This is a genomic window from Streptomyces sp. NPDC101225 (assembly GCF_044767585.1).
Lineage (GTDB): Bacteria > Actinomycetota > Actinomycetes > Streptomycetales > Streptomycetaceae > Streptomyces.
Genome location: NZ_JBIWOE010000008.1, coordinates 171,073 through 184,016, shown reverse-complemented (window position 1 = coordinate 184,016; position 12,944 = coordinate 171,073). Strand labels below are relative to the sequence as shown.

At 71.2% G+C, this 12,944-nt stretch carries 11 protein-coding genes; 2 read left to right on the top strand and 9 right to left on the bottom strand.

Annotated features, from left to right (window positions below; genetic code table 11):
- Position 1 precedes the first annotated feature (1 nt).
- From ACIRPX_RS14530 to ACIRPX_RS14490, 9 genes are all read right to left on the bottom strand, one after another.
- Positions 2 to 1,210, bottom strand: coding sequence for a Gfo/Idh/MocA family protein (locus ACIRPX_RS14530; RefSeq protein ID WP_404193302.1), 1,209 nt, complete (start codon positions 1,208 to 1,210; stop codon positions 2 to 4).
- A 59-nt stretch (positions 1,211 to 1,269) separates the two neighbouring features.
- Complete coding sequence (locus ACIRPX_RS14525; RefSeq protein ID WP_404193621.1) at positions 1,270 to 2,310, bottom strand: substrate-binding domain-containing protein; 1,041 nt, start codon at positions 2,308 to 2,310, stop codon at positions 1,270 to 1,272.
- Between the two features lie 38 nt (positions 2,311 to 2,348).
- Positions 2,349 to 3,368, bottom strand: coding sequence for an ABC transporter permease (locus tag ACIRPX_RS14520; protein WP_404193300.1), 1,020 nt, complete (start codon positions 3,366 to 3,368; stop codon positions 2,349 to 2,351).
- Positions 3,365 to 4,882 carry a sugar ABC transporter ATP-binding protein gene (locus ACIRPX_RS14515; RefSeq protein WP_404193298.1) on the bottom strand — a complete coding sequence of 506 codons (1,518 nt, stop codon included), beginning with the start codon at positions 4,880 to 4,882 and terminating at the stop codon, positions 3,365 to 3,367. The genes ACIRPX_RS14520 and ACIRPX_RS14515 overlap by 4 nt, the downstream gene beginning before the upstream one ends.
- Before the next feature lie 192 nt (positions 4,883 to 5,074).
- Positions 5,075 to 6,256 carry an ROK family protein gene (locus ACIRPX_RS14510; RefSeq protein WP_404193296.1) on the bottom strand — a complete coding sequence of 394 codons (1,182 nt, stop codon included), beginning with the start codon at positions 6,254 to 6,256 and terminating at the stop codon, positions 5,075 to 5,077.
- Between the two features lie 177 nt (positions 6,257 to 6,433).
- The gene (locus tag ACIRPX_RS14505; protein ID WP_404193294.1) at positions 6,434 to 7,111 is read right to left on the bottom strand and encodes a GntR family transcriptional regulator; all 678 of its coding nucleotides are present in this window, start codon (positions 7,109 to 7,111) and stop codon (positions 6,434 to 6,436) included.
- A gap of 140 nt (positions 7,112 to 7,251) precedes the next feature.
- Positions 7,252 to 8,190, bottom strand: a complete 939-nt coding sequence (locus tag ACIRPX_RS14500; RefSeq protein ID WP_404193291.1) for a beta-ketoacyl-ACP synthase III — start codon at positions 8,188 to 8,190, stop codon at positions 7,252 to 7,254.
- A gap of 163 nt (positions 8,191 to 8,353) precedes the next feature.
- On the bottom strand, positions 8,354 to 8,524 hold the full coding sequence (locus tag ACIRPX_RS14495) for a hypothetical protein (RefSeq protein ID WP_404193289.1): 171 nt from the start codon (positions 8,522 to 8,524) through the stop codon (positions 8,354 to 8,356).
- Positions 8,493 to 9,824 (bottom strand): OFA family MFS transporter, encoded by a 1,332-nt coding sequence (locus tag ACIRPX_RS14490; protein WP_404193286.1) that lies wholly within the window; start codon positions 9,822 to 9,824, stop codon positions 8,493 to 8,495. Before ACIRPX_RS14490 ends, ACIRPX_RS14495 begins: the two co-directional genes overlap by 32 nt.
- A 215-nt stretch (positions 9,825 to 10,039) precedes the next feature.
- Here ACIRPX_RS14490 and ACIRPX_RS14485 point away from each other — a divergent pair, with 215 nt between their 5' ends.
- Both ACIRPX_RS14485 and ACIRPX_RS14480 read left to right on the top strand, forming a co-directional pair.
- A complete protein-coding gene (locus ACIRPX_RS14485) occupies positions 10,040 to 11,011 on the top strand; it encodes a 2-dehydropantoate 2-reductase (RefSeq protein WP_404193283.1) in 972 nt (323 codons plus the stop codon).
- Between the two features lie 10 nt (positions 11,012 to 11,021).
- Entirely contained in the window at positions 11,022 to 12,941 is a 1,920-nt protein-coding gene (locus ACIRPX_RS14480; RefSeq protein ID WP_404193281.1) for a molybdopterin oxidoreductase family protein, read from the top strand.
- The last annotated feature ends 3 nt before the right edge of the window (positions 12,942 to 12,944 follow it).

Here is a 12,944-nt window from a genome sequence, read left to right as displayed (position 1 = left end):
CTCAGACGGCGACGGTCGTGTAGACGGAGTTCTTCTCCGCGCTCTCCTGCACCGCCGCCAGCACACGCTGGACCTGCAGCCCGTCGGCGAAGGAGGGGTCGGGTCCGCGGCCCTCGGCGATCGCGTGGACGAGGTCGCGGGCCTGATGGACGAAGGTGTGCTCGTAGCCGAGGCCGTGCCCCGGCGGCCACCAGGCGTGCAGATAGGGGTGGTCGGGTTCGGTGACGAGGATGCGGCGGAAGCCGGCGTACGTCCCGGGCTCCGTGCCGTCGTGGTACGACAGCTCGTTGAGCCGCTCCAGATCGAAGGCCAACGAGCCGTGTGTGCCGTTGAGTTCGATGCGCAGGGCGTTCTTGCGGCCGGTCGCGCAGCGGGTGGCCTCGAAGGAGGCGAGGGCGCCGGAGGCGAAGCGGCCGGTGAACAGGGCGGCGTCGTCGACGGTGACCTGCCCGGCGCCGTCGGACCGCACCGCGGACAGGCCGCTGGAGGCGCCGGCGGGCAGCGGCCGTTCCCGTACGAAGGTCTCGGTCATCGCGGACACTCCCGCCAGCCGTTCGCCGGCCAGGTACTGCGCGAGGTCGACGATGTGCGCGCCGAGGTCGCCGAGCGCCCCGGAGCCGGCCCGCTCCCTGCGCAGCCGCCAGGTGAGCGGGAACTCCGGGTCCACCAGCCAGTCCTGGAGGTAGGTCACCCGCAGGTGCCGCAGGGTGCCGATCCTGCCCTCGGCGACCATGTTCCTGGCGAGCGCGGTCGCCGGGACGCGGCGGTAGTTGAAGCCGACCATCGCCAACTGCCCGCGCCGGTCGGCCGCCTGGGCCGCCGCCGTCATCGCCTCGGCCTCCCCCACGGTGTTCGCCAGGGGCTTCTCGCACAGCACGTGCCTGCCCGCGGCGAGCGCGGCGAGCGCGATCTCGGCATGGCTGTCACCGGGGGTGCAGATGTCGACGAGGTCGACGTCGTCCCGCTCGACCAGGTCCCGCCAGTCGGTCACGGCCGCCGCCCAGCCGTGCCGGTCGGCGGCCCGGCGCACGGCGTCCGCGTCCCGCCCGCAGATCACGGACAGGACCGGGCTCAGCGGCAGGTCGAAGGCGCGGCCCACGGTGCGCCAGCCCTGGGAGTGGGCGGCGCCCATGAAGGCGTAGCCGACCATGCCGACGCGCAACGGCGGCTTCGCGGCCTCCGGTCCGTCCGGCTGCTGGGGCTGTCCCATACGGATGTCCTCCTCGTCCTGGTGGTGATGGCGCCGTGAGGGGTGCGGGGCGGGTCCGGTCAGCGGAAGCCCGTGGGCATGTACCGGTCGACGTTGTCCTTGTCGACGACGGCCGAGTAGAGCGTCAGCGAGGCCGGGATCTCGAACTCCGCCAGGCCGCCGACGCCCTTGGACCGGCCCAGCGCCCGGGCGAGGTCGATCGCGGACGCGGCCATCGTCGGCGGGTAGAGCACCGTCGCCTTCAGCACCCCGTCGTCCTGCTTGATGGCCTGGAAGGCGGAGAGCGCCCCCGCCCCGCCGACCATCAGGAAGTCGTCGCGGCCCGCCTGCTCGATGGCGCGCAGGGCGCCCACGCCCTGGTCGTCGTCGTGGTTCCACAGGGCGTCGAACCTCGGCTGCGCCTGCAGGAGCTGGGCCATCTTGGCCTGCCCGGACTCCACCGTGAACTCGGCGGCCTGGCGGGCCACCTTCTTGATGCCGGGGTAGTTCCTCAGGGCGTCGTCGAAGCCCTGGGTGCGCTGCCTGGTCAGTTCCAGGTTGTCCAGGCCGGCCAGTTCGACGACCTTGGCGCCCTTCGTGTCCTTGAGCTGCTCGCCGATGTACGTGCCGGCGTTGAGCCCCATGCCGTAGTTGTCGCCGCCGATCCAGCAGCGGTACGCCTGGGGGGAGTTGAAGATCCGGTCGAGGTTGACGACCGGGATGCCGGCCCGCATCGCCTTCAGCCCGACCTGGGTGAGGGCCTTGCCGTCGGCGGGCAGGACGACCAGGACGTCGACCTTCTTGTTGATGAGGGTCTCGATCTGGCCGATCTGGGCGGCCGTGTCGTTGGAACCCTCGGTGATCTCCAGCGTGACGTCGGAGTACTTCTCGGCGCGGTTCTTGGCGTTGTCGTTGATCGCGTTGAGCCAGCCGTGGTCGGCCTGGGGTCCGGCGAAGCCGATGGTGACGTGCTTGCCGGGCTTGTCGTCGGCGGAGGGCTGGTCGTTCGCGGCCGGCTTCTCGTCCCTCGGCTCGTTGCTGGTGCAACCCGCGAGGAAGGCGGTGGCGGAGACGGCCGCGGTCCCGAAGAGCAGGCCTCTGCGACTGGTGGTGGGTGACATGGCACGGGTGGGTTGCGACATGGGTAGTGACCCTTTCCTCAGGTCGTGCCGGCGGTACGGCGCTGGACCAGTACGGCGGCCACGATGATCGCGCCCTTGGCGATCTGCTGGACGTCGCTCTGCAGGTTGTTCAAGGCGAAGATGTCGGTGATCGTCGTGAAGATCAGGACACCGAGCACGGAGCCGGTGATGGTGCCGCGACCCCCGTTGAGCAGCGTGCCGCCGATGATCGCGGCCGCGATGGCGTCCAGTTCGTAGAGGTTGCCGTTGGTGTTCTGGCCGGAGCCGGACAGGATGATCAGCAGGAAGGCGGCGATGCCGCAGCACAGCCCCGACAGCAGGTAGAGGTACAGCCGCTGGCGCCGTACGTCGATGCCGGCGAGCCGGGCCGCCTCCGCGTTGCCGCCGACGGCCACGGTGCGCCGCCCGAAGGTGGTGTGGTTGAGGATGAGCCGGCCGATGACCGTCACGATCGCGAAGACGATCACCAGCGGGGGTACGCCGAGCACATACGCGTCGCGCTCGCCGAGGTCGAGGACGCTCCCTATGGTGACGATCTGCGTCCTGCCGTCGGTGATCTGGAGCGCCAGGCCGCGCGCCGAGGCCAGCATGGCGAGGGTGGCGATGAACGGGACCATGCCGCCGTAGGCGATGAGCAGCCCGTTGACCAGGCCGCAGCCGAGGCCGACGATCACCGCGGTGAAGAGGATGCCCGCGAGGCCGTACTCCTGGGTGGCCACCGTCGTCGCCCACACGGAGGCGAGGGCGACGATCGCGCCGACCGACAGGTCGATGCCGCCGGAGGCGATGACGAAGGTCATGCCGACGGTGACGACGCCGATGACCGAGGCCTGGGTGAGGACGAGCTGGAGGTTGCGGGTGTCCAGGAACTCGTCCGGTGTGGTGATCCCGCCGATCAGGACCAGCGCGGCGAGGACGCCGAGGAGCGAGAGGGTACGGACATCGGCGCGGGCGGACAGGCGGCGCCAGTGCGGTGGTCGGCCCACCGCCGGCACCTTGTCGGTGGTGTCCCGTGGCGGGGAGGCATGCTGCGTCATGAGGCCGGGCCTCCTTCCATGACCAGGTCGAGTACGCGGTGTTCGTCCAGTTCGCGGGCGGGCGCGGTGTGCACGACACGGCCCTCGCGGAGCACCAGCACGCGGTCGGCGAGGCCGAGCACCTCGGGGACCTCGCTGGAGACCAGCAGCACGGCGAGTCCCTCGTCGGCGAGACGGCGGATCACGGCGTACAGCTCGGCGCGGGCGCCCACGTCCACGCCCCGGGTCGGCTCGTCCAGCAGCAGCACCCGGCAGCCGCGCAGCAGCCAGCGCGCCAGCACGGCCTTCTGCTGGTTGCCGCCGGACAGGGTGCGCACCGGCACGGAGGGATTGTCGGGCCGCAGCGACAGCGCGCGGGTGGCCGCCCGCGCCGCCCGTGTCTCGGACCGCCGGTCGATCCAACCCCCGTGTGAGAAGCGGGACATGGAGGAGACCGAGACGTTGCGGGTGACGGACTCCAGCATGAGCAGGGCCTGTGCCTTGCGCTCCTCGGGGGCGAGTCCGACCCCGGCGCGGACGGCCGCGCGCACACTGCCGGTCCGCAACACCCGCCCGTCGACCTGGACTTGACCGCCGGACGCCTTACGGGCTCCGTAGACCGTCTCCAGGATCTCGGAGCGCCCGGAGCCGACCAGCCCTGCCAGCCCGACGATCTCGCCGGGGTGGACGTCCAGGTCCAGCGGCTCGAACTCGCCGTGCCGGGTGAGGCCGCGCACCTCCAGCACCGGCGTGCCCGCCGGGGCCGAGGCGGGCCGCTCCGGGAAGACGTACTCCACGTTGCGGCCCGTCATCAGTGCGACCACCTCGCGGGTCGGCGTGGACTTCGCGGGCAGTCCGCCGGCGACGGCCCGGCCGTCCTTCAGCACGGTCACACGGTCGCCGATCCGCCTGATCTCCTCCAGCCGGTGGGAGATGTGGACGACGGCGACGCCCTCGGCGGTCAGGTCGCCGACGATGCGGAAGAGGTTGTCGACCTCGTCCGGGTCGAGCGCGGCGGACGGCTCGTCCATCACGATGAGCCGTACGTCGTGGGAGAGCGCCCGCGCCATGGACACGATCTGCCGCTGCGCCGCCGACAACTCCCCCACCGGCCGGGCGGGTTCGATCTCCGGATGCCCGAGCCGCCCGAGCAGGGCGGCGGTCGCGGCCTTGGCCGCCTTCGACCGTACGACGAAGCCGGCGACGGTCGGCTCGTGCCCGAGGTGGACGTTCTCGGCCACCGACAGATGCTCCACCAGGTCGAGTTCCTGGTAGATGGTGGCGATACCGAGGCGCATGGCGGCGATCGGCGAGCGGAGGGTGACCTCCTCGCCCCGCCAGCGGATGGCGCCGGTGTCGGGCTGGTGGGCGCCGGCCAGCACCTTGATCAGGGTGGACTTGCCGGCGCCGTTCTGGCCGAGCAGGCAGTGCACTTCACCGGCCTGGACCTCGAGGTCGACGCCGTCGAGGGCCCGGACTCCGGGAAAGGACTTGGTGATGCCGGACATGCTGAGCAGCGGTGGTTCTGGAGCCATACGGATCCCCTTGGCGGGCGTGCGGGCCGGTTTCAGGGTGCTTTCGGACAGCCGAGTTCAGGGCAGGGCGAAGCGGGGCGCTGTGCTGGGTGCCGGGTGCCGGGTACGTAGTGCGAGCCGAGTGCCGGGTACGACGGGCGAGCCGGCGCCGGGTACGACGTGCGAGCCGGGGACCGGGTACGAACCGAGTGCTTACGCGGGTGAGAACAGGTGGTCGCTGATGAGCCGGGCCGCGCCGATGACTCCGGCGGTCGCTCCGAGCTCCCCCAGCACGATGGGCAGGTTGCCCGTCGCCAGGGGCAGCGACTGGCGGTAGACCTGGGTGCGGATCGCGGCGAGCAGGGTGTGGCCGAGGCCGGTCACCCCGCCGCCGATCACCACCAGGCCCGGGTTGAAGAAGGAGACCAGTCCGGCGATGACCTGGCCGGTGCGGTCTCCGCCCGCGCGGATCAGGCCGAGGGCGGTGGCGTCGCCCGCGGCCGCCGCGGCGGCGACGTCGACGGCGCTCAGGGTGCCGTTCGCCTCCAGCCGGCTCGCGAGTTCGTCCGACCGCCCCTGCTCGGCCGCCTCCACGGCGTCCCGGGCGAGGGCCGCCCCGCCGAAGTGTGCCTCCAGACAGCCCCGGTTGCCGCAGGCGCACGGGCGTCCGCCGGGCACGGCCTGGATGTGCCCGATGTCGCCGGCGCTGCCCGTCGCCCCGCGGTGGACCTCACCGCCGGCGACGATGCCGCAGCCGATGCCGGTACCGATCTTGACGCAGAGGAAGTCGCCCACGGAGCGCGCGACGCCCGCGTGCATCTCCCCCATCGCCATCAGGTTCACGTCGTTGTCGACCATGACCGGGCAGCCGAGGTCCTGGCTGAGCGCCTCCCGCACGGGGAAGCCGTCCCAGCCCGGCATGATCGGCGGAGCCACGGGGACGCCCTCGGGGAAGCGGACCGGGCCCGGGACGCCGATGCCGGCGCCGTCGAAGCCCTCCGCCAGCCCGGATGCCCTCAACTTGGCGGCCATGGACAGCACTTGCTCGAACACCGCGACCGGCCCCTCGCGTACGTCCATGGGCTGGTTGAGGTGTCCGAGGATCTCCAGCTCGGCGTTGGTGACCGCGACGTCGACGGAGGTCGCGCCGATGTCCACACCGAGGAAGCGCAGCTCGGGATTGAGCCGGATGTTGTGGGAGCGGCGGCCGCCGCGCGAGGCGGCGAGTCCGTCGGCCACGGCCAGGCCCGTCTCCAGCAGCCGGTCCACCTCCACGGCCAGCTTGGACCGTGACAGGTCGACCAGATCGCCCAGCTGCGCACGGGAGTTGGGGCCCTCGTCCCGCAACAGCTTGAGCAGCTTGGCCTGGTGAGCATTGGCGGGTCGTGCCGTCATACGTCTCACGAGCCCCTCCCCGCCTCAGTGGCCACGCCTGCGTTCGGGCTTTCGAGGGGAACGTAGCAGCGGCCGCCGAACCTGGGAAGAAGTCGTGCGGGAATTGCCACGACTTTCTCCACGGACAGGACAAAGACGGGGACGCATGCCTCCAGCGGCCCAACGGCCGCCGCTTCGCTACGACTTCACGCGCTCGTGGTACGAACGCCGGGTGTGCTCCGTGTGCTCGCGCATCAGCTGGGTGGCCCGCTGCTCGTCCCGCTCCACGATCGCGGCGATCAGCGCGCGGTGCTCGATCCAGGACTGGCTGCCGCGCTGCCGGGCGATCGGCGTGTAGTACCAGCGCACCCGGCGGTCCACCTGGGCGGCCAGCTCGGACAGCACGGCGTTGCCGGCGAGCTCCATGATCTTGGCGTGGAAGCGGGCGTTCATGCCGACGGCCCCGTCCACGTCGTCCGCGGCGACGGCCTTCTCGCCCTCCGCGCAGAGGTCCTCTAGGGCCTTGATGCCCGCGGCGTTCGCATTGGCCGCGGCGAGCCGGGCGGCCTCCGCCTCCAGGAGGGTGCGGACCGTCAGGAGCTGGTCGGCCTCCTCCTCGGTGGGCTCGTGCACGAACGCGCCCTGGGCGGGCCGCAGATCGACCCAGCCCTCGGTGTTGAGGCGCTGCAGCGCCTCGCGCACCGGCTGCCGGGACACCCCGAGGTGGCCCGCGAGTTCGCTCTCCACGAGATGCTGGCCGGGCTGCAGCGCGCGCGTGGTGATGAGTTCGAGGAGCGCCTCGTAGACGCGGTCGCGCAGCGGGCCGGGCCGTTCGAGCTTGGGCACCGCGCCCTGCGGCAGTCCTGTCGACAACATCGGTCGGTCCCCCTCCTTGGCGGCACGGAGCAACCTGCAGCCGGAAAGCCAGTATGAATTGTCTTTCGTCTACAGTCTACGGCGCACAGGGGCCAGTCGGACGGGGAGTCTGATGTGTCACACCTTGCCGTACCCGCAGGTCATGGGCAGCGGACGACCTGCCCGGCGTAGGAGAGATTCCCGCCGAAGCCGAAGAGCAGGACCGGGTCGCCGGTGGAGATCGCGCCCTGTTCGACGAGCTTGGAGAAGGCGAGCGGAATACTCGCCGCCGAGGTGTTCCCGGACTCGGAGACGTCCCGCGCGACGACGGCGTTGACCGCGCCCAGCTTCTCGGCGAGGGGCTCGATGATGCGCAGGTTCGCCTGGTGCAGCACGACCGCGGCCAGGTCCTCGGGGGCGAGCCCGGCGCGCTCGCAGGCCTTGCGGGCGATGGGCGGCAGCTGGGTGGTCGCCCAGCGGTAGACGCTCTGGCCCTCCTGGGCGAAGCGCGGCGGGGTGCCCTCGATCCGCACGGCGTTCCCCATCTCGGGCACCGAGCCCCACAGCACGGGACCGATGCCCACGTCGTTCGTCGCCTCCACGACGGCGGCCCCCGCGCCGTCGCCGACCAGCACGCAGGTGGTGCGGTCGCTCCAGTCGGTCACCGCGGACATCTTGTCCGCGCCGATGACCAGCGCGCGGCCCGAGGCGCCCGCCCGCACCGCGTGGTCGGCGGTGGCCAGGGCGTGGGTGAACCCGGCGCAGACGACGTTGACGTCCATCGCGGCGGGCGAGGGGATGCCGAGCCGGGCGGCGACCCGGGCGGCCATGTTGGGCGAGCGGTCGACGGCGGTCGAGGTGGCGACCAGTACCAGGTCGATGTCGCCCGGGGCGAGGCCGGCCGCGGCGAGCGCCTTGGCGGCGGCGTGGCCGGCCAGCTCGTCGACCGGCTCGTCGGGCCCGGCGATGTGGCGCGTGCGGATGCCCACCCGCGACGTGATCCACTCGTCACTGGTGTCGACCATGCCCGCCAGGTCCTCGTTGGTGAGCACCCTGGCGGGCTGGTAGTGGCCGACTGCGGCGATGCGCGAGCCGTTCATGCGGTGGTCCCCCTCGTTGCCTTGGGTAGCGGATCCACCAGTCTGATCAGTGACTCACGGGTACGAAGACAGCCGAGCTGACAGGATTACGGCGTTCGGGTTGTCGGATTCCGTCAGGCTCTCGGACGCCCGAACACCTGCCGAACAGGCACCCGGTGCCGCCTCACCCCGTGAACAACTGGGTCGCCTTGCGGATGAGTTCGTACAGGCCGTAGACGAGCGGCGCCCCCACCCACAGCCAGGAGAAGGCGATCAGCGGGATGCGGGTCCCCCCGCTCGAACGAGGCGCGGCGTGCGGAAGGTCAGGCGGACTCTGGCTGCTGTCGTGCGACATCGGCGGCCTCCCTCGGGGCGGGGATGTGGTGGCGGGCGTCGACGGGGCGGACGAGCTCGTTGGCGACGAAACCGACGACGAGCAGCCCGATCATGATGAGGAAGGACAGGCCGTACAGCGCGGAGCCGTGCTTTCCGGCGCTCTCCTGCCGGTCGGCGATCCAGTTCACGATCAGCGGCCCGAGGACGCCGGCCGTGGACCAGGCGGTGAGCAGCCGGCCGTGGATGGCACCGACCTGGTAGGTGCCGAACAGGTCCTTGAGGTAGGCGGGGACGGTGGCGAAACCGCCGCCGTAGAAGGAGAGGATCACCAGCGCGCACAGGACGAACAGCGGCTTGGAGGAGTCGCCGAACAGCGCGATCAGCGCGTACATCAGCGCACCGACGCCCAGGTAGACGCGGTAGATGTTCTTGCGGCCGATCAGGTCGGAGGTCGAGGACCAGCCGATGCGGCCCGCCATGTTGGCGGCGGACAGCAGCGCGACGAAGCCGGCCGCGGCCGAGACCGACACGGGCGTGGAGGTGCCGGCGAAGAAGTCCGTGATCATCGGGGCGGCCTTCTCCAGGATGCCGATGCCCGCGGTGACGTTCATGCACAGCACGAACCACAGCAGCCAGAACTGCGGGGTCCGTACGGCGCTGCGCGCGGAGACCTGCGGACCCCGCAGGACGCTCGGCGCGCCCGCGACCGGCTTCTCGGTGCGCGGGACCCGCACCAGCAGCACCCCCAGGGACATGAACAGGGCGTACGACAGCCCGTGCACCAGGAACGCGAGCGCGATCCCGGAGCTGTCGGTGCCGAACGACTCCAGCATCTGCGCCGACCACGGCGAGGCGATGAGCGCGCCGCCGCCGAAGCCCATGATCGCGATGCCGGTGGCCATGCCGGGCCGGTCCGGGAACCACTTGATCAGGGTGGAGACGGGGGAGATGTAGCCGATGCCCAGGCCGACGCCGCCGACGAAGCCGTAGCCGAGGACGATCAGCCAGTACTGCTCGGTGTAGGCGCCGAGCGAGGAGAGCAGGAAGCCGGACGAGAAGCAGATCAGGGCGACGGTCATCGCCCAGCGCGGCCCCTTGCGCTCCACCAGCGTGCCGCCGAACGCGGCCGACAGGCCCAGCATGACGATGCCGAGCTGGAAGGGCAGCGCGCTCTGCGTGCCGCTGAGACCCAGCGCGGACTCGAGGGGCGGCTTGAACACGCTCCAGGCGTAGGCCTGGCCGATGGAGAGGTGGACGGCGAGCGCGGCGGGGGGAACGAGCCAGCGGCTCCAGCCGGCGGGTGCGACGGGGGGACTCATGATCCCGAACGGTAGGCAGTCGCAAGGTTGTTGAACAGGCGACGGGTCGACCGTATGCGGTGAACGGTATCCAGCACGCGACGAACGGTCGGACCGACCGGTTTCCCAAAGCGTGCGCGACCTCTTGCTGCCCCCCTCACCATACTGTAGACAATATTCAGTCGACGAAGTTCGACAACTCCTCGGTACCCTCGACCGAACGGAGCTCCCTCGTCATGAAAGTCGCAGTCCTCGGCGCCGGTGCGATCGGCGCCTATGTCGGAGCCGCGCTGCATCGCGCCGGCGCCGACGTGCATCTCGTGGCCCGTGGACCGCATCTCGCGGCCATGAGGCAGCACGGAGTCAGGGTGCTCAGCCCGCGCGGCGACTTCACCGCGCGCGCCCACGCCACCGACGACCCGGCCGAGATCGGCCCGGTCGACTACGTCTTCCTCGGCCTGAAGGCCAACTCGTACGCGGCGTGCGGGCCGCTGATCGAGCCACTGCTGCACGGCGGCACGGCGGTCGTCGCCGCCCAGAACGGCATCCCCTGGTGGTACTTCCACCGGCACGGCGGCCCCTACGACGGCCACCGCGTCGACAGCGTGGACCCGGACGGCGCGGTCAGTGCGGTGCTCGCGCCCGAACGGGCCGTCGGATGCGTCGTCTACGCGGCGACCGAACTCGAAGAGCCGGGTGTCGTACGGCACTTGGAAGGCACCCGGTTCTCCGTCGGCGAGCCCGACCGCAGCATCTCCGCACGCTGCGCGGAGTTCAGTGAGGCCATGGTCGCCGGTGGGCTGAAGTGCCCGGTGGAGCCGGATCTGCGCAACGACATCTGGCTCAAGCTGCTCGGCAACATCTCCTTCAACCCGATCAGCGCGCTGGCCCGCGCCACCATGCGGCAGATGTGCCTGCACGGCGGCACCCGCAAGGTCATCGAGACCATGATGGCCGAGACGCTCGCCGTCGCCGAGGCCCTCGGCTGCGAGGTCGGCATCTCCATCGAACGCCGGCTCGCGGGCGCCGAGAAGGTCGGCGACCACCGCACCTCCACGCTCCAGGACCTGGAGCGCGGCAAGCCGCTCGAACTCGACGTACTGCTGTCCGCCGTCGTCGAGTTGGCGGAGATCACCGGCGTCGACGTGCCCACCCTGCGCACCGTGCACGCCATCTCGGACCTGCTCGCGCTGAGGAGCGCCGCATGAGGAGTCTCGTATGAGGAAGCGGCAACCGAAGACCTACACCCGACTGACCCATCCCCTCGTACGGGACTCCCGCGACGAGCCGCTGCGGCGGGCCACCTGGGAGGAGGCCCTGGACCGGGTGGCGCGGGGCCTGGAGCGCAACCGCGGCGCGTTCGGCATGTTCGCCTGCGCCCGCGCGACCAACGAGATGAACTACGTGGCGCAGAAGTTCGCGCGGGTCGTGATGGGCACCAACAACGTCGACTCCTGCAACCGCACCTGCCACGCGCCGAGCGTCGCCGGCCTCTCGGCGGCGTTCGGCTCGGGCGGCGGAACCTCCTCCTACGAGGAGATCGAGCACACGGACGTCATCGTGATGTGGGGCTCCAACGCCCGCTTCGCGCACCCGATCTTCTTCCAGCACGTGCTCAAGGGGATCAGGAACGGCGCCCGGATGTACGCCGTCGACCCGCGCCGCACCTCCACCGCCGAGTGGGCGGAGAGCTGGCTCGGCCTCAACGTCGGCACCGACATCCCGATGGCGCACGCCCTCGCCCGCGAGATCATCCACGCGGGCCTGGCCAACGAGGCGTTCATCGAACGGGCCACCACCGGCTACGAGGAGTACAGGAAGCTCGTCGAGCCGTGGACGCTCTCGCTCGCCGAGAAGGTGACGGGCGTACCGGCCAGGGCCATCAAGGAACTGGCGCACGCCTACGCCCGCGCCGAGCGCGCCCAGCTGTGCTGGACCCTCGGCATCACCGAGCACCACAACGGCACCGACAACGTCCGCGCGCTGATCAACCTCTCCCTGCTGACCGGTCAAGTGGGGCACTACGGCGCCGGGCTGCAGCCGCTGCGCGGCCAGAACAACGTGCAGGGCGGCGGCGACATGGGCGCCATCCCCAACCGCCTGCCCGGCTTCCAGGACATCCTCGACCCCGACACCCGGCTGAAGTTCGAGTCGGCCTGGGACACCGCCATCCAGCCCCACTACGGCCTGAACCTGACCGAGATGTTCGAGGCGATGGAGGACGGCTCGGTCCGGGCCGTCTACTGCATCGGCGAGAACCCGGCCCAGTCGGAGGCCGACAGCGAGCAGGCGGTGCGCCGCATGCGGCAGCTCGACTTCCTCGCCGTCCAGGACATCTTCCTCACGAGGACGGCCGAGCTCGCCGACGTCGTGCTGCCCGCGACCGCGGGCTGGGCGGAGACCGACGGCACGACCACCAGCAGCGAGCGGCGGGTGCAGCGGGTGCGCAAGGCGGTCGACCCGCCCGGCGAGGCCCGCGAGGACGTCGACATCATGTGCGACATCGCCGCACGCCTCGGCCACGACTGGAAGTACGCCGACTCCGAGGCCGTCTGGAACGAGCTCAGGTCCGTCTCCCCCGACCACTACGGCATGACGTACGGCCGGCTGGAGGAGCACCAGGGCATCCAGTGGCCCTGCCCGAGCACCGACGGGCTCGAACCGAGCCATCTGCACGGCCGGTTGTGGGAGACGGACCCCGGCCGGCGGGGAAGGCCGGCGCCGTTCGGGCTCGTCCGGCACGATCCGCCGGTCGACCTCACGGACGAGCGGTACCCGCTCCGGCTGACCACCGGCCGGCGCCTGGACTCCTACAACACCGGTGTGCAGAGCGGCGGTTACGCCTCCCCGCTGCGGCGCGGCGAGTACGTCGAGCTGAGCCCGGAGGACGCCGAGCGGTACGGGGTCGTGGTGGGCGAGGAGGTCCAGGTCTCCTCCCGGCGGGGCGCGGTCGTGGCCCCGGTGTGGGTCGATCCGGCGCTGCGGCCCGGACTCGCCTTCATGACCATGCACTTCCCCGACGAGGTGGACACCAACAGCCTGACGATCGAGGCCAACTGCCCGATCGCCGGCACGGCGGAGTTCAAGGCGTCGGCCATCCGGATCGAGAAGCTTCCCGTCGCGACCATCGTGAGGTGACCT

What these genes read in the sequence shown, in the direction of transcription:
- ACIRPX_RS14500 (WP_404193291.1), bottom strand. Translation starts at nt 8,190, where the DNA reads ATGAACGGCTCGCGCATCGCCGCAGTCGGCCACTACCAGCCCGCCAGG.
- ACIRPX_RS14505 (WP_404193294.1), bottom strand. Translation starts at nt 7,111, where the DNA reads ATGTTGTCGACAGGACTGCCGCAGGGCGCGGTGCCCAAGCTCGAACGG.
- ACIRPX_RS14490 (WP_404193286.1), bottom strand. Translation starts at nt 9,824, where the DNA reads ATGAGTCCCCCCGTCGCACCCGCCGGCTGGAGCCGCTGGCTCGTTCCC.
- ACIRPX_RS14480 (WP_404193281.1), top strand. Translation starts at nt 11,022, where the DNA reads ATGAGGAAGCGGCAACCGAAGACCTACACCCGACTGACCCATCCCCTC.
- ACIRPX_RS14485 (WP_404193283.1), top strand. Translation starts at nt 10,040, where the DNA reads ATGAAAGTCGCAGTCCTCGGCGCCGGTGCGATCGGCGCCTATGTCGGA.
- ACIRPX_RS14495 (WP_404193289.1), bottom strand. Translation starts at nt 8,524, where the DNA reads ATGTCGCACGACAGCAGCCAGAGTCCGCCTGACCTTCCGCACGCCGCG.
- ACIRPX_RS14520 (WP_404193300.1), bottom strand. Translation starts at nt 3,368, where the DNA reads ATGACGCAGCATGCCTCCCCGCCACGGGACACCACCGACAAGGTGCCG.
- ACIRPX_RS14530 (WP_404193302.1), bottom strand. Translation starts at nt 1,210, where the DNA reads ATGGGACAGCCCCAGCAGCCGGACGGACCGGAGGCCGCGAAGCCGCCG.
- ACIRPX_RS14515 (WP_404193298.1), bottom strand. Translation starts at nt 4,882, where the DNA reads ATGGCTCCAGAACCACCGCTGCTCAGCATGTCCGGCATCACCAAGTCC.
- ACIRPX_RS14525 (WP_404193621.1), bottom strand. Translation starts at nt 2,310, where the DNA reads ATGTCACCCACCACCAGTCGCAGAGGCCTGCTCTTCGGGACCGCGGCC.
- ACIRPX_RS14510 (WP_404193296.1), bottom strand. Translation starts at nt 6,256, where the DNA reads ATGACGGCACGACCCGCCAATGCTCACCAGGCCAAGCTGCTCAAGCTG.